This window comes from Nostoc sp. DedQUE07, from assembly GCF_034530975.2.
Lineage (GTDB): Bacteria > Cyanobacteriota > Cyanobacteriia > Cyanobacteriales > Nostocaceae > Nostoc.
Map to the genome: position 1 here is coordinate 23,127 of NZ_JAVRCC020000022.1, position 25,751 is coordinate 48,877.

A 25,751-nucleotide genomic window follows, 5' to 3' on the forward strand; every position below is an offset into this window, starting at 1 on the left:
TGGTAATTCTTAATTAAAATTCATTTAATCAAATTGTTATTTCTTCTCTATCAATTGCACCTAAATTAATATCTGATTCTGCTTGTTTCTCCAATTTTGGTGCTATTTCAGCTATAGTAGGAAATTCAAACAGATTTGTTACAGTTAATTGAATAGAAAAAGTATTTCGTAATCTAGATACAACTTGAACCGCTATTAAAGAATCTCCTCCTAATTGAAAAAAGTTATCATGGATTCCTATCTGTTTAATTCCCAAAAATTCTTGCCAAGCAATGGCAATTTTTTGCTCAATTTCATTACGAGGAGCTACATAAGCATTGGGTAAATCAGGTCTTGAATGGAGCGTAGATAATTCTTGCTGAAAAACATTCGGATTTCTTTGTAATGAAATCTCTGCTTCAAAGCCAGTTTCTTTTTGCTTATAAATTTGGCTAAATGCAGCTGATGCAGAAGCTTGAGCCATAATAATTTTATGCTCAAATGCTTCATTTTCAGGAAAAGCGGCAACTTGAACAAAATCTTGAGCGTGTAATGCGTCAAACCATTGGTCTTTAATGATAAAAGGCTGACCTGGGCTGCGTCTTGTATCATTTAAAGGTTTTAATAGCAGACCCCAACTAATATCAAAATCTATTTTCGCTTGAGTAATTTCCCACAGTAAGAGGAAGCCGCCAGGAGCTAATAAAGACCGGACATGGTGGAGTGTTTGATCTATGTTTTGAGTTGCGTGCAGAACATTAGAAGCTATGACTATATCAAAACTATGCTTCTCAAATCCCTGCTCAGTTGGTGACTTATCTATATCTAATAACTTATATTCAACAAATGAATATTCCTTAAACTTCTGTTGCGCTTGAGTCAGAAAGGCACTACCAATATCAGTAAAAGTATAGTTGGTTTGTTGGAATGGCAACACAGGTAATAAAGCTTGTGTAGACATACCAGTACCTGCACCGATTTCTAGCACTCTCAGATGAATCGATGGTGGCAATAATTTGACTACCTGTTCTAAGCTTGAGCGCAAGATAGAGTTGTAGTAATTAATTAAGGAAGATTCTGTCTGTGAACCTTTATTTTCTTTTTGGTAAACCAGTTCATTGAAAATTTCTAATGGTTCTTGTTCCCCAACAACAATAGCAGCTAAATTTTCACCACAGCGTTGCACTAAATCTAAATCTACTAAAGATGAATCAGAAAACCTCACTCTGACTTCTTCTAAATATTCATCAATATCATCTTGTAAACATGGCACTAGCCCAAAAAATAATTCCTCTTGTTGCTGTAGTTGTCCTTGTTCTACTAATATTTGTAACCATCTACAGAACAATTGTTGATAGCGCGGAGAAATATGGTAGTGCGTTAACAAATTCTCCAAAAAATACTTTTCTTCGGGATTACTAAAAGCCCGTAATTGCTGCAATGCATAATTTATGTAGGCTGTACATAAACTATCTAAGAACTGTTTGTTTCCTTGATAGGTTAACTCGTTAAATTCTGCATTGTTTTCACTTGCTTGTTTTTGACCCGCTTGTGTAAGCGACGTCCACAATTGTGATGTTGTGGGTATTTGCAACTTTCCCCAAGCTGCTTTTTGTGGAGGGTCAATCCAATAACGTTGGCGTTCAAAGGGATAAGTTGGTAAGGGAAGACGATAATATTCATCATGACTATAAAATCCAAACCAATCTACTTTGACACCAGTCAACCAGAGTTGACCTAATGTGGTCAATAAAACATGACTATCAGATTGCTTTTCTTGGGGATGACGTACCGAAGTTAAGACCGTTTGTGTGTCTGCTTTGTCTGGATGTCTTTTAACTAATGTAGTTAGTGTGTGTCCTGGCCCTACCTCTAGTAAGACCTGCTCTGATGTTGCTAATAATTTCTCTACGCCAGAGGCAAACAATACTGTAGAACGCAGATGTTGAGCGTAGTAGTCGGGATTTGTGGCTTGACTGACTTTAATCCAAGTACCAGTCAGGTTAGAGATATAAGGAAGTTTTGGTGGATTTAAAGTAACTTTTTTGACTCGCTCTGCAAATGCCTCTAAGATTGGTTCCATCATTTGCGAATGGAAGGCATGGGAAGTATGCAGACGACGGCATTCAATCCCTTGAGTAGCAAGCTGACTTTGTAGTGCTTCGATTTCTGGTATGGAACCGGAAACTACACATTGCAAGGGTTGATTAATTGCTGCTAGAGAAAGTTCTGTCCCCAGTAAAGATTTTACCTTCTCTGCGGGCAGGGGAATTGAAAGCATTGCTCCAGTGGGTAGTTGCTGCATCATCTGTCCGCGTGCTGCTACCAAAGATAAAGCATCTTCTAGGGAAAAAACTTCTGCTAGAGTGGCTGCTACATATTCGCCAATACTATGACCGATCGCAGCTTGTGGTTCCACTCCATAAGACTGCCATAATTTAGCTAGGGCGTATTCAATTACAAAAATAGCGGGTTGAGCAATTCCTGTCTGTTGAAGTTGCTTTGATGCCTCATCAATATTTGATTCACTAGGATAAATAATATGACGTAAATCCAGCCCTAGTAAAGGTTTAATAATTTCTGAGCAATAATCAACTTGTTCTCTAAATACTGTCTCAGTTTCATAAATTTCCCGCGCCATGTTGACGTATTGAGAACCTTGACCGGGAAACATAAAAGCAACAGGTCGTTCTGTAATTTCTGTGTAATTAGTAAAAACTTGTTTTGGATCTAAACTACTGAGAGCTTTAACAGCATCTTCTAAGTCCTGACAAACTAACATCCGTCGATAATTAAAACCCCGGCGACCGCTATTGAGGGTATAAGCAACATCACTTAAGTTAACTTCTGGATGCTCTTTTAAATGCTCAATTAAATTAGCTGTCGTCTTCTCAAGTGCACTCGCAGTATTAGCCGATAAACACAACAATAAATATTTATTTTTGAATTTTGAATTTTGAATTTTGAATTGAGTTGCTTCTTCTAAAATCACATGAGCATTAGTCCCTCCCATACCAAAAGAACTAACCCCAGCACGGCGAGGAGTGTTATTTGTTTTCCATTCAGTCAGGGTTGTATTGACATAAAAAGGACTGTTGGCAAAATCAATTTTGGGATTAGGTGTCTGGTAGTGCAAACTAGGAGGCAGCATTTTATGTTGCAGTGCTAATACAGTTTTAATTAAACCTGCGACACCTGCTGCTGTATCCAAATGTCCAAAGTTAGTTTTTACCGAACCAATAGCACAGAAGCCTTTTTTATCTGTAGTTTGATTAAAAGCTTGAGTTAAAGCGGCAATTTCTATCGGATCTCCTAAAGGTGTAGCTGTACCATGAGCTTCGATGTAGGAAATTGTTTCGGCATCTACATCTGCTATAGCTTGAGCTTCTCCAATGACTGCTGCTTGACCACTGGCACTAGGCGCAGTGTAGCCGACTTTCATTGCACCATCATTATTGATGGCTGAACCTTTAATGATTGCATGGATGTGGTCACGGTCAGCGATCGCATCCTTTAATCTTTTCAATACCACAATACCAGCACCGCTACCAGCAATTGTCCCTTGTGCCTTAGCATCAAAAGCACGGCAGTGTCCATCGGGAGAGAGAATCATCTCCGGTTGATGCAAATAACCTGTTTTTTGAGGAATGCTGATAGAAACTCCACCAGCTAAAGCTATGTCACATTCACCATTTAAGAGACTTTGACAAGCTACATGAACAGCAACCAAAGAAGTAGAACAGGCTGTTTGCACATTTACTGCGGGGCCAGTCAAGTTGAGTTTATATGCAACTCGTGTCGGTACAAAATCTTTATCGTTAGAGATTCCTAGTTGTAGAGGGTCAATTGTTTCTAATAATTGATGATGAGGAATGAGATTATTGAGCAAATACCTACTCATCCCCACACCACCATAAACCCCTATTAAACCGTTGTAAGTTTCCGGGTCATAACCAGCTTTTTCTACAGCTTCCCAAGCTAATTCTAAAAATAGGCGTTGTTGTGGGTCTATTAACTCAGCTTCTTTTGCACTATAAGTAAAGAAATTTGCATCAAACAAATCAATGTCTGATAGAACAGCACTAGCTTTTACATAATTTGGGTTATTCAGTAAATCGAGGCAAACGCCGGAATTTATTAATTCTTCATCCGTTAGCGAGGAGATAGACTCTACTCCATCACGTAGATTCTGCCAAAATGACTCGATATCTTTTGCGCCTGGGAATCTACCAGCAACAGCAATTATAGCTATTTCAGAATTATTAAACTCATTATTTTTATGAACTGAATTTATTGTCATTTTTACCTTTTTCTCTGAGAGCGATATTGTTGTCTGGATTCCAATTGTTGTTTTCTTAAAGATTTAACTTCGTTATCAGATTGAATCCGATAATTATTTTGCTTTGTGGGTTCTTCTTTGTAAGACTTAGTATTTAAGTATTGGCTCAAACTATGTATGGTTGGGTAATTAAACATATCAACTATTGACAGTTCCAGCCCCAATTCTTCTTGCAATTCGTGATTAATTTTTACCAGTAGTAACGAATGACCTCCTAGCTCAAAGAAATTATTGTAGATTCCTACTTTTTCTACTGCTAATGCTTTTTCCCAAATGCCAGCAATGATGCTTTCTACTTCTGTATTTGGCATTACATAATCTGATAGTTCCTGTTGTAAATCTGGAGCAGGCAAAGCGCGACGGTCTACTTTGCCGTTGGGTGTCAGAGGTAAAGACTCCAGCATCACAAAAACATTTGGAATCATATACCCAGGCAGTTTATTAGAAAGGAATTGCCGCAATTCGCTTGTTGTGAGTGTACTTCGACTTACCTCGGCTTCGCTCGGCACAAGTCGCTCAGTACAAGTTATGTCTTTTTGCGGCACTACGTAAGCGACTAAACGCTTACTTCGACCTCTCTGCGAGACGCTACGCGAACGCTCAGTACAAGTATTATCTGGAGTTTCTTCACGAGCAATGATACAACATATCTGCACATCACTATGTTGGCTCAGTGCTGCTTCAATTTCTCCTATCTCGATGCGGAAGCCCCGAATTTTTACCTGATTGTCAATGCGTCCTATGTATTCGATATTACCATCTGGTAGATAACGCGCTAAATCCCCAGTTTTGTAGAGACGACCAGTACCAAAGGGGTTAGTAATGAATTTTTCCTGGGTTAGTTCGGGACGGTTGAGGTAGCCTCTTGCCAACCCGACACCACCAATGTGTAGTTCCCCTGGTACACCCACAGGTACGGGTTGCAAATACTCGTCTAAAATATGAATCTGTGTGTTAGCGATCGCTTTACCAATAGATATTTTCTCATCTTCATTAGTACATTTTGCGTTGGTCTCTGACCGACCGGAGGTCATCGCCTTCGGCGTAGCTTTGCAAATCGTGGCGCAGACACTAGCTTCCGTCGGGCCGTAGGCGTTGAAGAAGTTTCTACCTACAGACCATTGCTTAATTAATTCCGCAGGACAAGCTTCTCCAGCTACGATGATTGTTTGCAATGTCGGCAGTTCTTCACTAGGCATTACTGCTAACGCCGATGGTGGTAGGGTGATATGGGTAATGCCATGATTGCGTAATTGCTCAATTAATGGCTTTCCTGGCAATAGAGAGTCTTTTGTTCCCAGATACAGCGTTGCACCCGATCCCAAAGCCATCACTACTTCCCAGATAGAAGCATCAAAACTGAAGGAAGCAAACTGGAGAATGCGGCTATGACAGTCTACGCTAAAAGTCTGAATCTGAGCTTGAGTTAAGTTGCACAGTCCTTTATGCTCAACCATCACACCTTTAGGTTTACCTGTTGAGCCAGAAGTATAGATAACATTAGCTAAATGAAAGGCTTTAACTCCACTCGTTGGGTTATCTTGATTGTTTTGCTCAATTTTTTCCCATACCTCATCCAAACAGACAAGGTTTGCTTGATGCTCAGGGAGTCTATCAATAACTTGCTGTTGAGTCAGCAGCACCGAAACTTGAGCATCTTCCAACATGAAACGCAAACGCTCAGTCGGATAATCTGGGTCAAGTGGTAGGTATGCTCCGCCTGCCTTGAGAATCCCCAACAGTCCTATCAGCATCTCTAAAGAACGCTCTACACAAATACCCACCAACACATCTGGCTTCACACCCAATGAACGCAGGTAATGAGCCAATTGATTAGCACGACAATTCAACTGCTTATAAGTCAGTTGTTCACTACCAAACACCACAGCCACAGCATCGGGGGTACGCTGAACTTGCTCTTCAAACAACTGATGGATACACTTATCTTGAGCATAGTCCGCCTGAGTGGAATTCCATTCAACTAATAATTGATGTTGCTCAACTCCTGTAAGCAAAGGTAATTGAGAAATTTGTTGCTGTGGATTAGCAACAATACTTTCGAGCAAGGTTACAAAATGACCCGTCATTCGCTTAATAGTGCGCTCATCAAACAAATCAGTGTTATATTGCCACCACCCAACAAATCCAGTAGTGGTATTTTCTATTAATAAAGACACATCAAACTTAGCAGTTATTCCTTCTACTATTAATGGATTGACAGTTAACCCAGCAAAATCTACTTGCTGCATCGGTGCATTCTGGAGGGAAAACGCCACTTGGAACAGTGGTGCATGACTGAGATCCCTCTCTGGTCGTAATATTTCCACTAGCATTTCAAATGGCAAGTCTTGATGAGTATAAGCTCCTAAAGCCATTTCCCGAACACGAGTGAGTAATTCGCTAAAGCTCGGATTACCTGCCAAATTGGTACGCATCACTAAGGTATTGACAAAAAAGCCAATTAACCCTTCTATTTCACTGCGATCGCGGTTCGCAATGGGAGATCCCACCAAAATATCTTCTTGCCCTGTGTAGCGGTAAAGTAGGATATCATAAGCTGCCAACAGCGTCATGAACAAGGTAGATCCTTGCTCCTGGCTCAGTTTTGTTAGTCTATTAGTCAACTCAACTGAGAGTTTAAACTGTAGATTTGCACCATTGAATGTCTGCACAGCAGGTCTTGGTCGGTCTGTAGGCAGTGATAATAAAGCTGGTGCATCTTTGAGTTGTTGTTGCCAGTACGAGAGTTGATTTTGTAGTACATCTCCTTGCAACCACTGTCTTTGCCATAAGGCAAAATCTGCATACTGAATCGGCAATGGTGTTAAGGATGACGGCTTACCTTGAGAAGAAGCATCGTACAGCATCGCTAATTCTTGAACAAACACATCCATTGACCAGCCATCAGAGACAATGTGGTGCATACACACTAATAAGGCGTGTTCTGTCTGCGACAGCACAAGTAACTTCGCCCTAACTAATAGTTCAGTTGCTAGGTTAAAAGGTTGAATAGCTTGTTGTTGCGCTAATTGCTGTAAAGAACTTTCTTGCTCGATTGTAGGTAAATGCGTTAAATCAACAACTGATACTATTCCCTGTTCCCTAATAACTTGAGTTGGTTGCCCATCAACAATGACGAAGTTGGTGCGTAAAGCTTCGTGGCGATGAATAATTTCTTGCAAACTTTGTTCCAAAGCAACCCAATTGAGATTTCCCGTTAGACGCAAAGCTAAGGGTATGTTGTATAAAGCACTATTCGGCTCTAACTGGTCTAAAAACCATAGCCTTGTTTGGGCATAAGACAGAGGTAATTCTGCGTTACTTGCTCTTGGTAAGATGGGTGATGCTGTTAGTTCTAAGTCTTGTACTGAGCGACTTGTGCCGAGCGGAGCCGAGGTAAGTCGAAGTATTTGTTGCTGCAACGGTTGAATGTTTTGGGACAACTCTGCAACTGTTGGTGCAGCAAATAAGCTACGCAATGGTAATTCTACTTTAAAAATGTTGCGGATGCGTGAAAGCAATTGCGTTACTAGTAGTGAGTGTCCCCCAAGTTCAAAGAAGTTGTCATGTATGCCGACTTTCTGTACTTTCAGCACTTGCACCCACATTTGTGTCAGTATTTCTTCAATTGGCGTGCGTGGAGCTACATATTTTTCTAGTAGTGTGCTGTTGAAGTCTGGTTTTGGTAAAGCACGGCGGTCTACTTTGCCGTTGACAGTCAAGGGTAAGGATTCCAGCAGCACAAAAGCACTTGGCACCATGTACTCTGGTAGCTTCTTTTGTAGAAAGCGGCGAACCTCACTGACTAATAAACTCGAATTGCTCCAGGTCGGCTGTATAAGATTGCAGACTAATTTGCTTCTCTGCTCCTCTGGTTGGTATTGCTTTAGAGATGGTCGTCTGGCATAGATATTGTAGAGTCCAGTATCTTCTAGTAAAGCATCCTGCTCAATAATTAGGTCGTATCCATGTTCTTTTAGCAGGGCTACAATCTCCTCCAACCTACCATTCATGTTATGAACTTCCACAACTATCTGCTGGATCTTTTGCCAATCTTCTTGCTGGATGCCAGAAAGCACATCCTGCTCACTTTTCTCCACGTCAATTTTCAGCAAATCGATCCTTTCAACGCCATGTTCAGCAATCACATCAGAAATTGTTCTTAACTGACAAATGAATTGCTGACTCTGCAATCTTTCTGCTAACAGTTCATCAATTGCCCCATCGGAGATTTGTATATCATTTACTACATTTTTTTGTTGTTTAAGCAAAAAGGATTTGATCGTCTCTCGCTCTTGAGTAGCATCAGCAAAGCGCCCGGAAATCACAGAAACCTGGGGATAATATGTAAACGTGTCAGTCTTTGTCTCGCTGGAAAGACCAAGATTAAACAGTTTGACATTTAAGCCATAGCTCTGGGCATTTATGCGTAGCACGTCAAAAACAGGCGGAATTGGCTCAAATGCATAAATAGAAACATCTTTATATATTTGACCCGCGAAGAGTGCGAACAGACCGATATTGGCACCTACATCAAAGATGCAATCTCCTTCATTGATAGTGATGTCATGTTTTAAATAAGCCTGTTCTTCCCAAACTTCTTTGTAGACGAATTCTGTCTCGTTTTTATTGAGATGGGCAATCATCATGCCATTCGGCAATTCATAGAGTAACCCGTCACTAAGCAGACCTTTATTTTTAAAACGAAGTAGTTGTAAAATGGGAAAAGCATTCTCCTGGTCAGGCACAATATAGGCTACCAGACGTTGATCGCCAGGAGTGTCAACTCTGGCAACGACGATACTCTCCTGTACTAAAGAATGTTGGCTTAAAACCGCTTCAATTTCGCCTAATTCGATCCGAAAACCGCGAATTTTAACTTGATTGTCTATGCGCCCCAAATATTCAATATTACCGTCACTTAAGTAACGTGCTTGATCCCCAGTTTTGTAAAGCCGGGAATGCGGGTCATCACTAAATGGGTTAGAAATAAATTTCTCGTTGGTCAAGTCGGGGCGGTTGAGGTAGCCTCGTGCCAACCCCACACCACCGATGTGCAACTCTCCCGGTACACCAATCGGCACTGGTTGTAAGTGCGAGTCTAAAATATAAATTTGTGTGTTGGCGATCGCTCGCCCAATAGGTATCGTTTTTAGATTGCTATGTGGTTTGCATTGCCAGAAGGTGACATCAATTGCAGCTTCTGTTGGCCCATAGAGATTGTGCAATTCACACTCTAGATGCTCAAAAAAGCGTTCCTGGAGTTTTAAAGGCAGGGCTTCACCACTACAGATAACTCGTTTCAAACTACTGCAATTTTTGCAACTTTCTGCTTCTATGAAAACCTGGAGCATGGAAGGGACAAAATGCAGCGTAGTAACCTGCTGCTCTATAATTAGGTTGACCAAGTAGGCACTATCTTTATGCCCATCTGGTTTAGCCAGAACTAAACGTGCTCCAGTTAATAATGGCCAGAAGAACTCCCAAACTGAAACGTCAAAACTGAAAGGAGTTTTTTGTAAAACACAATCGTCTGCTGTTAACTGATAGGCTTGTTGCATCCACAGCAGACGATTGCAAATCCCCATGTGGGTATTCATTGCTCCTTTAGGTTGACCTGTTGAGCCAGAGGTGTAGATGACATAAGCTAATTTGTCAAATGTAGAGCTACTGATGGGATTATCTTCACGAACTGCACGTATTTTTATCCAGTCTGTATCTAAGCAAATAATACACGTCTCATGTTGCGGTAAATTAGCGACCAATTTTTCTTGAGTCAACAGTACCCGCACCTGTGAATCGTTGAGCATATCAAACAATCGCTCAGAAGGATATGTTGGCTCAAGCGGCACATAAGCACCACCTGCCTTGAGAATCCCAAGCAGTCCTACCACCATCTCTAAAGAGCGTTCTACACACAACCCCACCAGTACATCTGCTCCTACACCCAATGATTTAAGATAGTGCGCTAACTGGTTTGCACGACAATTCAACTGGTAATAAGTGAGTTGTTGATTTTCAAACACCACTGCTACGGCATCTGGAGTACGTTCTACCTGCTCCTCAAATAATTGATGGATACACTTATCTATTGGATAATCAACCTGTGTATCATTCCACTCAACGAGTAACTGCCGTTGTTCAGGTTGTGTCAACAATGGTAATTGTGAAATTCGCTCCTCTGGATTTGCCACAATTCCTGCAAGCAACGTCACAAAATGACCCGTTATTCGCTCAATGGTGCGCTCATCAAACAAATCAGTGTTGTACTCCCACAACCCTACCAGTCCAGTGCTTGTACTGAGCGTAGTCGTTCGCGCAGCGTCTCGTAGAGAAGTAGCAGTATTCTGGATGATTAAAGTTAAATCAACCCTTGCTGTTGTGCCTTTTATGGGCAATGGAGTGACTGTTAGCCCAGCCAGCTCTACTCCAGACATGACCGCATTCTCAAGTGTAAACATCACTTGGAACAGTGGTGTATGGCTAAGATTCCGTTCTGGCTGCAATGCTTCAACTAGCATTTCAAATGGCAAATCTTGATGAGCGTAGGCATCCATTGCCATTTCGCGGACACGACTAAGTAATTCGCTAAAGCTCGGATTGCCTGCCAGATTAGTACGCATCACTAAAGGGTTGACAAAAAAGCCAATTAACCCTTCAATTTCAGAGCGATCGCGGTTCGCAATGGGAGAACCCACCAAAATATCTTCTTGCCCTGTGTAGCGGTAAAGTAAGGTATCATAAGCTGCCAACAGTGTCATAAACAAAGTACAACCTTGCTCTTGGCTCAGTTTTATCAGCCTATGACTTAACTCTACTGAGAGTGTAAATTCTTGAGTTGCGCCAGCGAAAGTCTGCACCGCAGGTCTTGGTCGGTCTGTTGGTAGGGACAATAAAGCTGGTGCTGAAGCTAGTTGCTGTTGCCAATAATTCAGTTGGCGTTGCAGTACATTCCCTTGCAGCCACTGTCTCTGCCAAATTGCGAAATCTGCATACTGTAACGTCAGTGGTACTAATGGAGAAGGCCGACCTTGAGCATAAGCATTGTACAGCGTTGCTAATTCAGAGACAAACATACTCATTGACCAGCCATCAGAGACAACATGGTGCATACACATTAACAATATGTGTTCTGTCTCGGACAGCACTACTAATGTTGCCCTAATTAATGCTCCCTGGCTCAAGTCAAACGGTTCAATAGTGTTTTGTTGAACTAACTTTTGTGTGGCTATTGCTTGTTCTGTTGCAGATAAATGCTGACACTCAACAACTGAAACTTTCCAATTCGTTTCTGTTTGAATAATTTGAGTTGGTTGTTCGTTAACTGTAATGAAGTTGGTGCGTAAGGCTTCGTGGCGATGAATAATCTCTTGTAAGCTTTGTTCTAGACCAGCTCGATTGAGATTTCCCACTAGGCGCAAAGCTATAGGAATATTATAGAAGGGGCTGTTTGGCTCGAACTGGTCTAAAAACCACAGACGCTGTTGAGCATAAGACAGTGGTAATTCTGCATCCTTTGTCCTTGGTAAAATAGGCGGCGAAGTTAGTTCTAAGTCTTGTACTGAGCGACTTGTGCCGAGCGGAGTCGAGGTAAGTCGAAGTATTTGTTGCTGTAACTGCCCAATTGATTGGGCTAATTCAGCTACTGTCGCTTTTGCAAATAACTCACGTAATGCCAGTTCTACTTTAAAGCTGGTACGAATGCGTGAAAGCAGTTGAGTTGCTAGTAGCGAGTGTCCTCCCAGTTCAAAGAAGTTATCATGTATCCCTACCTGCTCTACTTTTAGGACTTCTGCCCAAATCTGTGCCAGCATTTCTTCCATTGGAGTGCGCGGGGCGACAAATTTTTCTAGCAGTGTGCTGTCTAATTCTGGTTTTGGCAGGGCGCGACGGTCTACTTTACCGTTAGACGTGAGAGGTAAGGATTCTAACAGCACAAAAGCACTGGGTACCATGTACTCTGGGAGCTTTGCCTTTAAAAACTGACGCAGTTCTGAGACTGTGGGAGATTGTTCTACCTGCGGCACTACATAAGCAACTAAACGTTTACTTCGACTCCGGCTCCATCGAGCGAAGTCGAGATGCTCAGTACAAGTGTCGCCCGGTTCATCCTCTTGCACCAACACCGCACTTTCCCAAATGGCAGGGTGAGAAGCCAGTAATGTCTCAATTTCTCCCAACTCAATGCGGAAACCGCGAATCTTGACTTGGTTATCAATGCGTCCTAAATATTCTAAATCGCCATTAGGCAAATACCGTGCTAAGTCCCCGGTTTTATATAATTTTGACTGATTAAATACGTTAGAAATAAACCTTTGTTTCGTCAATTCTGGACGATTGAGATAACCACGCGTCACTCCAGCGCCACCCACATACATTTCACCCCTGACACCAATTGGCACTGGCTGAAAATATTCATCTAATATATACACCTGAAGATCGGGTATCGGACGACCAATAACACTAGCACTGTGATTTAAATCAGCTTTGCTCAGTGGGCGATAAGTGACGTGTACAGTCGTCTCCGTAATCCCGTACATATTCACTAATTGCGGTAAAGTGTCGCCGTGTCTGTCAAACCAAGGCTGTAAGCTCTTGATTTCTAAAGCTTCACCACCGAAAATCACTAAGCGTAGGTTCAATTCCCCAGCAGTTATTCCTGACTGTTCAGCTTGAATTAATTGGCGGAAGGCGGAAGGCGTTTGATTGAGAACTGTAACTTTTTCTTGACACAATAACTTGTAGAAAGATTCGGGCGATCGCGTCACCAAGTAAGGCACAACTACCAGTCGTCCACCATACAGCAATGCGCCCCAAATTTCCCACACGGAAAAGTCGAATGCATAAGAGTGGAACATTGTCCACACATCATCTTGACTAAAGTGATACCAAGAATCCGTGGCTGCAAACAGACGCACTACATTTGAGTGGTTGACTAAAACGCCCTTGGGCTTACCTGTGGAACCAGAAGTGTAGATGATGTATGCTAGGTTCTCGCCTGTTGCGGTGTTATCCAGATTTGATTCGCACTCTTGAGCAACTTTTTCCCAGTCGCTGTCTAAGCAAACAAGATGCGCCTGATGTTGAGGAATAGAGTCTACTAATTGCTGTTGAGTTAATATCACCTTAACTTGAGCGTCTTCTAACATAAAGCTTAAACGCTCAGTTGGATACTCTGGGTCAAGTGGTAGGTATGCACCACCTGCCTTGAGAATACCTAGTATTCCCACAATGGTGTAGAGCGTTCGCTCCACACACAAACCAACCAAGGTATCTGATTTTACACCTAATGAGTGCAAGTAATGTGCCAACTGGTTAGCGCGACAGTTCAACTGGTGATAGGTGAGTTGTTGATTTTCAAATACAACTGCTACTGCATCAGGGGTACGCGCTACCTGTTCTTCAAACAACTGATGGATACATTTATTCTGGTGATACTCCACCTGTGTGTTGTTCCATTCGGCGAGTAACTGTTGCTGCTCAGGTTGTGTCAACAGGGGTAATTGCGAAATATTTTGCTGTGGATTTGCTACAATCCCTTCAAGCAATGTCACAAAATGCCCCGCCATTCGCTCGATAGTACTGGCATCAAAAAGGTCAGTGTTGTACTTGAAAATCCCAGCTAAAGAAGAATTTCCTTCTGCGAGCGTCAGATTTAGATCGAACTGACCATCCATCTGGGCTATTTCAAAAGGTTTGAGTTTTAATACTTCTTTATCTACTTCACCTCCTAACCAAAGTTGTTGCGTATGCTCAAACTGCCGCAAGTTCTGGAGAAGGAAGTTAAATACAGCCTGAAAAATAGGAGAGCGGCTCAGATCGCGCTGTGGCTGCAATCGCTCTACCAGTAGAGCAAAAGGAAAATCTTGATGCGCTATAGCTTCTGATACTGTTCTTCCAACTTGAATCAGAAACTCTTGAAAACTGGGATTTCCTGACAAACTCGCCCTTATGACCACAGGATCGACAAAATAGCCAACTAGCGGCATAAATTCAGGTTGAGTTCTACCTGAAGTGGGAGCGCCGACCAGAATATCCTCTTGTCCCGTATAACGATACAAGAGAACCTGAAATGCAGCTAGCAAAACTATGTATTGAGATATGCCTTCTGTTTGAGCTAGCCCTTTCAGTTCTTCTGTGAGTTTTTGAGGTATTTTGAAATTATAAGAAGCGCCGTTGTAGGTTTGTATGGGTGGTCTTGGTCTATCTATTGGCAAGTTAAGTACAGGTAATTCTCCTGCCAGTTTTTGCTGCCAATAGTTCCAAAGTTTTTCTCCTTGAACACTGGTTAATAATTCTCTTTGCCAACGAACGTAATTTATATAAGAGTGATCTAAAGGAATAAGAGTTGGCTGAACACCTGACTCTAATGCAAGATAGACCGTTATCAACTCTTCTATTATTAATAGAATAGACCAAGCATCAACAGCAATATGATGTACGGTCATTAACAATATATGTTCTTGCTGTGAGCGAGTGAACAAACGCACTCGCATCATTGAGTCGTTTTCGATGTTGAAGGGTTGTTGGTGTTCTTGAAGAACTCCTTCCTCCAAATCCTGTTCTCTCCAGTCACAGGAATTTATCTGTTGAAAGTCTGTGAACTGAGTTTGATGAATCTGCTGAACAACATTATTACCTTGCTTAAAAAATTTACTACGCAACTGCGGATGGCGGTCAAAAATAACTTGGAAACTTTTTTGTAAAGTCCTAACATTTACAGGAGAACATATACGGCACGCAAAGGATACGTTATAGGCGGAACTTTCAGGTGCTAGTTGCCACAAAAACCACAGTGCTTGTTGACCGTAGGACAGAGGATAAATATTTAAAATATCTGGGCGATCGCGCAGTAAATATAAAATTTCAGTTTTATGTTGTTGGAGTTGAGCAATTACATCAGGAGTCAACAAACTTTCAGAACCATCTATTAGTAATTTTTCTCCATCATGGATCAACTCAAGTCCTTGAAAAGAAAGGTTTTGTAAAAATTCTAATAAATTCATAACTCTATCCTAATCTTCTTGCTATTTTTGATATTGACTAGTTGAGGTAGCTCATTCTTCTGCTGAATTTCTTGAGCAGATTCGTTATCAGAATCTAAACCTAGTTCTTGTATTAAATAATCAGTTAGCAACTCTACATTAGGATACTCAAAAACTAAATTTATTGGCAAAGAACATTTTAAAGTCTTTTGTAAATGATTTTTCAAGTCTAAAGAAGTTAGCGAATCCATACCTAGCTCGAAAAACTTTTTGTGTAAATCTATTGGTTCTGATTGCCAACCGAGGACTTTGGCTACTGCTGAACAAATACGATCCTGCAAAAGGTTTCGACGTTTGGTAATATTTGTTTTCTTTAATTCTTCAACCAAATCATGTTGCACAACCACATTTTTTACTGAAGTTTCGAGAAAGTTAGCAAACAACGGCGAAACTGAAGTTGATTTTTCCAAAAACTGCACCCAATTAATGGGCATAACTGCAACTTGGGTTGAGGATTGATACAGTAATTTATCGAGAGCAGCTAATCCCTGTTCTGGGGTAAATGTTCCAATACCCCGCGTTTTTGTTTGCTCATCTAGCTGACGCTGTGCAAAGGCTCCTATTTGCGACCAAGCTCCCCAATTGATACTCAAACCTGGTAGTCCCTGAGCCTGGCGATGATACGCTAAAGCATCAAGAAAAGCATTAGCTGCTGCATGATTGGATTGACCTGGATTACCAATTAAAGAAGCTATAGAAGAAAACATCACAAAGAAGTCTAAATCCTGCTTCTGAGTTAAAGTATGCAGATGCCAAGCTCCTTGTACCTTTGGAGCCAAAACTTTTGCAAAGCGTTGCCAGTTCTGTTGTTGTATAACGCCATCATCCAAAACACCAACAGAATGAATAATTCCTCGCAGTGGTGGTAAAGTTTGCTCAATTTCTCTTAGTAATTTTGCGATTTGTTCGATATCAGACACATCTGCCTGAACAACTTTTACTTGAGCGCCAGCTTGTTCTAATTCTTGAAATTGTTCATTAACAGCAAGACTTGCAGGACTACGCCCAACTAGCACCAAATGTCTTGCTCCCTGCTGTACCATCCAATGAGCTACCAATAAACCCAAACCACCCATACCGCCAGTTATCAGGTAGGTACTATCCTCACGGAACCTTAGCGGCTTGTGTGCTGCTGTTTCTATGTCGTCTTTAGACTGGTAACGAACTAATCTGGCGACATAACGTAGCGGATCTCTGAAGGCAACGTGGTCTTCTTTTATGGGAAACCACATTTCTTCAAATAAGGCTTGCATCACTTCAGCATCTGCTTTTGGAGACAAATCTACTTGCACACAGTTGAGTTCTGGATGTTCTGTAGCAATTACCCTTGCCATTCCCCACAAGCTTGATTGAGCTACTCCTTCTAGGTTGGTAATTGCCACTGCTTCTTGAGTTACTAACCAGAGACGAGGATGAGTCAAGAAATTAACCCCTGTTAATGCCTGAACTAAATGCAGAGTGCTTCCACACCCTAGCAAAGATGCCGTAGTTAAATCGGCTGTGGTGAGTTCTGCGGCTTTAACTGTATCTAAACTCCAGCAATGAACGACACCATACAAAGGCAAGGTGCTATTAATTGCCTGCAATAGCTTTTGATAATGTTGTGGATCGCTTGGGTTAATTTTGAACTGTTGTGGCGCTAATTGTTCATATTCCTCGCCGGCGAACACCAATGTACAAACTTGTGAGTGAGCATCTAGCTTTTGTGCTAACTGTTGCGCTATACCTAACCGATCTGCAAATAACAGCCAATGTTTTGGCTCAATTTGTACTGGCTCATTCGGCGGTACTACTTGTGCCAGCATCACCATTGCTGAAGACTGTTGAGATGGTGATAGATTAACTGTGCTTGTAAACCCAGTTTCTTGCAATATTTCTTGCCATTGAGCAGCACTAATCAAGGGATAGTCTGGACGTAATTGCAAATCGTTAAATCGCCACCATCCTGGAGTTAAACCAAAGATTAAGTCTAGCCAACGCTGACGTTGAGTTGTTTCCAATAAAATTAATATGCCCTGTGGTGCTAATAATTGCTTGGTGTGCTTGAGGGTTTGTTGCAAATATTGGGTAGCGTGTAAGACATTGGCAGCCACAATTACATCATATTGCTGCTTTTCAAATCCTTGATTTAAGGGGTCTTTTTCAATGTCTAATACTTGATATTTTACAAATGGAAAATCCTGGAATCTTTCTTGGGCTTTTTGGGTAAAAGAGATACTAATATCACTGAAATGATATTGGGTTTGTTCTCCGGGTAAATGTGGTAGTAGGTAAGCAGTTGTTCCACCAGTTCCGGCACCAATTTCTAATATTCTTAATCCGCGTCCAGTTGGTAAATGCTCGACAATTGAGACTAGGGTTTGTTGGGCTAAGATATTCGTCACCTTTGTCAATGGCGAATTTTCATATAACTGGGCTGTAGTTGAGTCGTTTTCAGGGAAAAGCAATTGCAATGGGTCACATTCGCCCCGTAGAACTTGGGCTAATGATGCGCCGCAACGTCCTAGTAGGATGAATTCGGCATTTGCTATTGGATATTGAGTTAATAGGGTATTTAATTTAGCTTGCAAATCGCTAACTTCTGGCTGGCGAATAACTTGCCACTCCAAAGCTTTTGCCTCTAACACCCCTACTTCGGCTAACATCTCTAACAGTCGCTTGAATAGCCTTTGGTGTTGGCTGATTATACCTAATTGGTTAGCGATCGCATCTGTAGTGAAGCATTGCCCTAGTTGCGGTTTCCACCCCATTGCTATCAAGGCTTGCAGCACATAGTCAATACTGAGTGCTTCTAGCTCTTTGACTGCTGCTTCATAAAATTTTAGCTGTGGTTCAGCCATCAATTGAGAATGTTGTGGCTGAAGTTTACGACTAATTTCTGCAATTGCTGGCAGATAATCTGGAGACAGCTGCTCATTGCTAAAGCGCACTTGAGGTTGCCACTCTACTTTATATAGCCAATTCTCTAAAGAATTTTCTTTAAAGTCTCGCTGGAGACTTTGTAATAAAGTGTTAGGAGTTGCTTTTTTAGCCTCAAAACCTTTGATGTCTGCAATCAACTGTCCGTTAGCATCAAAAAGTTTGATATCTGCTAATAGCTTGTCGCTATTAGAATTATCTAACTGCCGTTGCATTGCATGACACCATAATTGCTGATTTTGAGGACGTTGGTAAAATCGGAAACTCTCAATTGCAGAGGGTACAAAAGTGTCTTCGCTAGGAAAGAAAGTGCCGATTAGTTGCAAGCAAGAGTCCAAAAGCCCCGGATATAATTGATACTTTTCTAAACCGTCTACTACTGAAAGCCATTTGAGCTTGCCTAAAGCTTCTCCTTCTTTGCACCAGACCGAATCAAGCCACTGGAAGCTGACACCATATTCAATCTGTCGCTTTTGCCAACTTTGGTAAATTTCCCCAGCAGTGATTTGTTGAGTACAGCGTGTCTGTATCTCTTGGAGTAAGACGGTTTCTGGTGTAGTATTAACGCCTTTCGTGATTTTTCCTGTGGCATGGACTAACCACTCACTTACTTGATTACTTGCGTTGGAGACTGTATCAAAGCTGATGAGTTTGAAAGATGCGTCACTCGCCTCTGGAGAAAGTACCAGTTGTACTGTGCGGACTTCGCCTTCAGGGACGACCAATGCCTGGGGGAAAACTATATTTTCTAACAGACAGGACTCACTGGCGAAAGTCAAATCTGCTGCACCCAATAGCAAGGAGAGATGACAGGCTCCAGGTACAACAATTTGGTTATAAACTTGATGATCTAATAAAAACGGTAGGGTTTGAGTACTGAATTCCGACTCAAACACGATTTCTTTGCTTAAGGGTAACTGGAGTTTTTTGTCTAATAATGGGTGCAGTTTTGTCCAGTTTCGTTGCTGTTGATGGCGAAGCGGAGTATTCTCAATCCAATAGCGCTGCCTTTGAAATGGATAAGTGGGTAATGTAACTTTCTTGGGGGAATAGTCACGGTCAAACCCTGACCAATCTACTGCCATTCCGCCTACATATAACTCACCCAAACTAGAAAGCAGTTGTTGCCATTCTGATACTCCCGGACGCAAAGAAGGCAACCATGAACCCACGCCTTCAGGCAAGCACTCACGCCCCATACCCAACAAAATGGGTTTAGGCCCAACCTCCAAAAAGACTTCATACCCAAGCTGATGTAATGTCTGCATACTATCGGCAAACCGCACTGTTTGCCGGATGTGAGTCACCCAGTATTGAGCATTGGCGATATTCTCGTCAGCAAGTTTCCCGGTGACATTAGAGACTAATGGTATCTGGGGTTGCTTGTAGGTTATTTGACTAGCTACTTGCTCAAACTCCTTCAACATGGGTGTCATCAACGGAGAATGGAAAGCGTGGGATACTTGTAAGCGCTTCGTTTTTACCCCCTGTATTGAAAGTTGCTGACAAATAGCAGCAATGTCTTCACTGGCTCCAGATATAACTACACTTTCGGGGCCGTTGATAGCAGCGATGCCTACGGCGGGCTTCTCTACGAGACGCTGCGCGAACGCCAACGCCACTGTGTCGTTAAATGGTGCTATAACTTTCCGCACTCTCTCCTCACAAGCCATTAGTGAAACCATCTCGCCACCAGAAGGCAACTGCTGCATCAACTGTCCGCGATAGGCAATGAGTTTGAGTCCATCTTCTAAGCTAAAAACGCCAGCCACACAAGCAGCAACATATTCGCCTACACTATGACCTAGTACCACATTTGGCTCAATGCCCCAAGATTTCCATAGTTGATACAGAGCATATTCAATAGCAAACAACGCTGGTTGAGTATAGGCGGTTCGATCGAGTAAATGCTCAAAAGCTTCTTGGCTAGGATACAGTACCTCTAACAGAGAATGCTCCAGATAAGGACGGAGAATTTCATCGCACTGCTCTATAGTTTGGCGGAATATGGGTTGGCGATCGTAGAGTTGGCGACCCATGTTGATATACTGGGAGCCTTGACCAGTAAACAAGAAAGCTATTTTTGGTGGCTGTTTGCTTAGTTGATCACTAATTAAGCCTGCGGTGTCTTTCCCAGATGCGAAAGCAGTGAGTCGATCGATTAACTGCTCTCTAGAGTCGGCCACAATAGCAAGACGGTAGTTAAAATGCGATCGCCCAGTGTTGGCAGTGTAACAAATATCTGTTAGCGGTATCTTTAAATCGGAGCTTCTTAAATAAATTTGATATTCTTTTGCCAGTTCTTTTAAAGCGCGATCGGTTTTTGCCGAAAGTGTCATCAAGTGGCTTGGACGCTCAATTTTCGTAGCCAGCGTTTCTTCTAACACTGGTGACTCTTCTAGGATTACATGGGCATTAACACCCCCAAAACCAAAGGAACTTACACCTGCTCGTCTAGGAATAATTTTTCCTTCTTTTGTCTTTAAATGTTGCCAGTCTTCTGTTTCTTTAACTATATAAAATGGACTACCATCTAACTTAATTCGGGGGTTTAATTCCTGAAAATTATTTATTCCTGGCAATTTTTTATATTTCATTGCCAATAAGATTTTTATGACTCCAGCAATACCTGCTGCTGATTCTAAATGTCCAATATTTGTTTTTACCGAACCTAATCCACAATAGTTTTCTGTAGTGGGTTCAATAGCATAGTGCTGATACAGTTGTGTATATGCCCGTTTTAAACCATTAATTTCAATTGGGTCGCCTAATGGCGTACCTGTTCCATGAGCTTCTATATAAGATACAGTATCAGGTTGAATATTTGCTTTTATATATGCGGCTCTTACAACTTTTGATTGGGAATAAGCATTAGGAGAAGTTAAAGTTCGGGCATGACCACCATGATTTATGGCGCTTCCTTTAACTATTCCATAAATATAATTTTTATCTTCAACTGCTTTTTTTAAAGGTTTTAATAAAATGACACCTGCGCCTTCACCTCGCACATAACCATCTGCTTTGGCATCAAAGGCTTTGCATTTGCCTTCAGGTGATAACATCCCCAATTTGCTGAAAGATATATAGCTAGTTGGTGTACACAATACACTGACACCACCAACTAATGCCATTTCACATTCATTTTGATTAAGCGCATTTACAGCTTGATGAATTGCCACAAGTGAGCTAGAACAAGCAGTGTCTACAGGAATACTAGGGCCATGAAAGTTGAAAAAATAGGAAATTCGATTAGGGATAATACAAGTATATGTACCTGTAGAATTATATCCTTCAATGACTTCGCCCTTATCTTGTAATTCTTTATAATCGAAATTACAAACGCCAATAAAAACACCAACATTATTTCCTGATAATTCTAATGGTGAATAGCCAGCATCTTCAATGCATGACCAACTCAGTTCTAGCATCAACCTTTGTTGGGGGTCTATTCGATTAGCTTCACGAGCTGATGTCTGAAAAAAAATTGCGTCAAATTTATCTATATCTTCGATAAATCCTCCCCATTTGCTATTACTTGTATTAGGAATTTCAATATTGGAAGAATAAAAATTCTCAAGATTCCAACGCTCTTGAGGTATCTCTGTTATACTATCCGTTCCTTGTTCTAGATTTTTCCAAAACTCGTTATAATTGTTTGCTCCTGGAAACCTACACGCCATACCAACGATGGCGATCGCCTCTGTTTGAATGTTAAATGATGACAAATCACGATCAAAATTATCTATTATTTCAGTCTCATTGTTCATCTTTAAATTTTAAGAACTATTGGTTTAATTATTTAATTACTTATACTTCAAAATATCAGTTTTATAAAGGAAATGCAATGGACAATTAAGACACCTAAGTGGACAATTAAGACACCTAAGTGGACAGTTAAGACAGTTAAGTGGAAAGTTAAGACAGTTAAGACACTTAAGCGGAAAGTTAAGACAGTTAAAAATTTAATAAATAATTAGTAGCGGGCGTCGTATAATATTAAGTATGAATTGAGGCTCTCTACTTTCAGTAGTCCGATAAAAAATATCCTACATATGTGTAAGCACGGGAGACAGTGCAATCGCCACTCCTGCGCAGTGACGCTCATGCATGGCTAACGCTCAGGAGAAAGGAGAAACCCTTCCACATGGCTGGCTCGACTTGACGATCCACCAGTTACTTTCAGAGCTTCTCCGACTTTCCCTTTTTAATTCGTTCATAAAACCCAATACTGCTTGATAAATTTTATACTAACTTCTAGATTAAAATTAATTATAGATTTAATTAATACAGCGTATTAATATTTTGTTATAGATATTTTTTGAAGTAATCCTCAAACTACGCGCCCATAAACCCTTTGAAGTATCTCATCAGGGTTAATTGTCATGTTTTATCAGTACTGCTAATGTTAATAAAATAACTTTAGGCTGAAATATGTATTTTAGCGATCGCTTGTTTTTTGCCTGACCTCACAAAATCGCGTTGCTCCTGGGAGTGAGGTCAGTCACGACAACTTGCTCAAGGCAGTGAAAGTCTGTAGATGCATTCTCCGTATTTACTTATCTTTACATAGTTTGGTTTTTTCGCGCCGACTTACTAAATCCAAATCAAGAGATTGAAATGGGAAACCTAAGCGTATTGGCTCGAAAATTATATAGTGATGAATCAAACGCTCGGCGATCGCCCCATTTTATTTGAATCCAATTCTCAACACAGTGATGACTTTATTTTGTTACAGATGGTCGATCTGATTGCTGATACATTCGGCATTCACATCAAACCACAGTATCAAGATAGATTAAAGAAAAATCTTTTAACTCGCATCCGGGCGCTAGGATTATGCTCACTCAATGATTACTATCAGTTCTTGGTAGCAAATCAATTAGTTCCTGGTGCGAAAGAGTGGCAAGAACTAATCTCTTTACTCACTGTCACTGAAACTTATTTTTTTCGGGATCAGGGGCAGATGTCGCTGCTCAAAAATCAGCTGCTCCCAGAGTTAATCGAGCGCAAACGGGAGCTTAGTTTAACTCAGTACAATGCTGCTAATGGAGAATTTTCTCGGCCGACATTACGGCTTTGGAGTGCCGGGTGTTCGACTGGTGAAGAAGCTTACTCACTTGCCATTCTAGTGAAAGAACTAATCCCTGACAATCAGATATGGGACATTCTGATTTTAGGCACAGATATTAATCAACCCGCGATCGCTCAGGCTCAACAAGGAATTTACAGCGATTGGTCTTTTCGGACAACCACTGAAGAAATCAAAAATCGCTACTTTCGATCCCACAAAAAAGGTTGGAAAATCGATCCTGCTATTCAAGCAATGGTTACATTTCAACCTGGAAACCTGATGCAGGATAACTTTCTTGCTTACGCGTCTAGCATTCACGATTTCGATTTGATTATTTGCCGCAATGTGTTTATTTATTTTGACTTCGACGCGATCGCACAAATTATAAGCAAGTTTTACTGCTCTCTGACACCGGGAGGTTTTCTGCTCACAGGCCACACGGAATTATACGGACAAAAAACTGAACCGTTTCAAATCAAAAATTTTCCACAATCTGCGGTTTATCAAAGACATACCTCACTCGACGAGCAGAGCAAAGTCTTGAATACCATAACACCTGCTGCCATTGAGAGCAGGGAAACCGAAATTTCTTACCCCTCTCTCAATCCGGTTTGGTTAACAAATTTATCTGTTGAGGCGAGCAGGGAAAGAAGAGAAGCAGGGGAAGAGAAATTGTTTAATATTAATAACTCTCTTCCCTCCCCTGCCTCCCCTGCACCCCCTGCCTCCCCTGCTTATCCGAACCATCCCTCTCTCCCAAGCTTGGAGACAGGCTTCGACGTGAGCGCAAACACCCAAAGTCTTTTAGATGCAGCCAAGGAATCGCTAATTCAAGAAGCTTATGCCGATGTCATTCAAATAGCCCAACAAGTGATTGCTCTTGCCCCCCAAGACTTTCAGGCATATTGTTTGATGGCAGAAGCTTACGCGAATTTTGGCGATTACTCCCAGGCGAATCAGGCGTGTCAGCAGGCACTCCAGATCAGCCCATTGGCGATCGAACCCTATCATTTATTGGCTCAAATCGCCGAAGAGCAAGGAGATCGCGACAGTGCCAAATTATTTTTAAAACGTATTATTTATCTCGCTCCTAATTCTGTTACTGCTCACCTGGAATTGGGTTCTATATACGAACGAGAGGGAAATGAAAAACAGGCTCAAAAAACCTGGCGATCGCTTCTAGAAATTTTGCAAAATTTACCCGAAGAAGCGATCGATTCCCATAATTCCCATAACCAGCAAACCACTGCTGAACTAAAAGCACACGTTCTTAAGCACTTAAATTCAACTAGTTATGAGCCATGAATCTTATTTAATGTTTAAACTCAATCATTCACGCTATGGCATTCCGGCTACAGCCGTGCAAGAACTCTTCTTTCTGCCAGAAGTAACTGCGATCGCACAAACTCCCAGCACAATTTTAGGCGTGATTAACCTGCGAGGGAAGTTTCTCCCCGTGATGGATTTATATCAGCGTTTAGAACAAGCGCGTCCCCCTTTTCAATTGACTGACAGCATGATTGTCGTGGAGTGGCAAACTCAACGAATCGGAATCATCGTCAATCAAGTGGATAGCGTACAAGCGATCGCACCCGATCGGATCGCTGCCAATGTTTGCGATCGAGCGAAAGAGAGTTTGCCGGATAGATTGGTGGCTGGCATTGCCAATGTTGAGGAGGGCATCGTTACATTGCTCAATCCCGAACTGTTGGTGGAACACGCCTTTATAGAGACTGTTTTCAATCTAAATTCTGATTTTAACAACGGCTCAGTCAATGATGCACTAAAACATTCCTCTGATTCAGCCCTAAATCAGGGCTTATACGCTCATTTTGATTCGCAAGAGCGACAGATTTTGCAAGAGCGAACTGAAACTCTGCGGTGTTCAGTTGATGACGAAGATTCAGCGTCGCTTTTACCTCTAGCGGTTGTGGGGTTGGCGGGTGAGTACTTTGGGTTTGGCTTGGAAACGGTGCATGAGTTTACCGATATTCACAAGATTACCCCGATTCCCTGCTGTCCGCCGCACATTGTTGGCAACATCAACTTGCGGGGCGAAATTGTCACCTTAATTAACATCAATAATGTGGTCGATCTGCCCATAAATGAGGTGCGATCGCCTACGGCGGGGCGTAGCCCATCGCATCAGCAAGCGGTTGTCGTGCGTCTGGAGCAACGAGTGGCGGGCATTGCCGTAGATGACATTTTTGATGTGACGTATATCCATCCCTCCCAAATGATCGCGGCTCCAATTGCCCTGCATTCTGCCAAAGACGACTATCTCCAGGGTGTCGCACCTTATCGCGATCGGATGATGAGCATCATCAATTTATCTAAATTGCTCACCTCTGAGGTGTTAGTTGTCAATGAAGAAGTCTAAGAGGATGTTTGAAAAGTC

Annotated in this window: 5 protein-coding genes; 2 read left to right on the forward strand and 3 right to left on the reverse strand. The window is 41.7% G+C overall.

What is annotated here, in order from left to right; translation table 11 throughout:
• Positions 1–28 precede the first annotated feature (28 nt).
• From RMZ95_RS17900 to RMZ95_RS17910, 3 genes are read right to left on the reverse strand one after another with little or no spacing between them, the layout of a single operon-like run.
• A complete protein-coding gene (locus tag RMZ95_RS17900) occupies positions 29–4,279 on the reverse strand; it encodes a beta-ketoacyl synthase N-terminal-like domain-containing protein (RefSeq protein WP_322685015.1) in 4,251 nt (1,416 codons plus the stop codon).
• 2 nt (positions 4,280–4,281) lie between these two features.
• Positions 4,282–15,324, reverse strand: coding sequence for a non-ribosomal peptide synthetase (locus RMZ95_RS17905; RefSeq protein WP_322685016.1), 11,043 nt, complete (start codon positions 15,322–15,324; stop codon positions 4,282–4,284).
• Entirely contained in the window at positions 15,321–22,049 is a 6,729-nt protein-coding gene (locus RMZ95_RS17910; RefSeq protein ID WP_322685017.1) for a type I polyketide synthase, read from the reverse strand. Before RMZ95_RS17910 ends, RMZ95_RS17905 begins: the two co-directional genes overlap by 4 nt.
• 890 nt (positions 22,050–22,939) lie before the next feature.
• On the opposite strand from RMZ95_RS17910, the gene RMZ95_RS17915 reads away from it, so the two are divergent.
• The gene (locus tag RMZ95_RS17915; protein WP_322685018.1) at positions 22,940–24,658 is read left to right on the forward strand and encodes a CheR family methyltransferase; all 1,719 of its coding nucleotides are present in this window, start codon (positions 22,940–22,942) and stop codon (positions 24,656–24,658) included.
• Positions 24,648–25,733 carry a chemotaxis protein CheW gene (locus tag RMZ95_RS17920; protein WP_322685019.1) on the forward strand — a complete coding sequence of 362 codons (1,086 nt, stop codon included), beginning with the start codon at positions 24,648–24,650 and terminating at the stop codon, positions 25,731–25,733. Before RMZ95_RS17915 ends, RMZ95_RS17920 begins: the two co-directional genes overlap by 11 nt.
• The last annotated feature ends 18 nt before the right edge of the window (positions 25,734–25,751 follow it).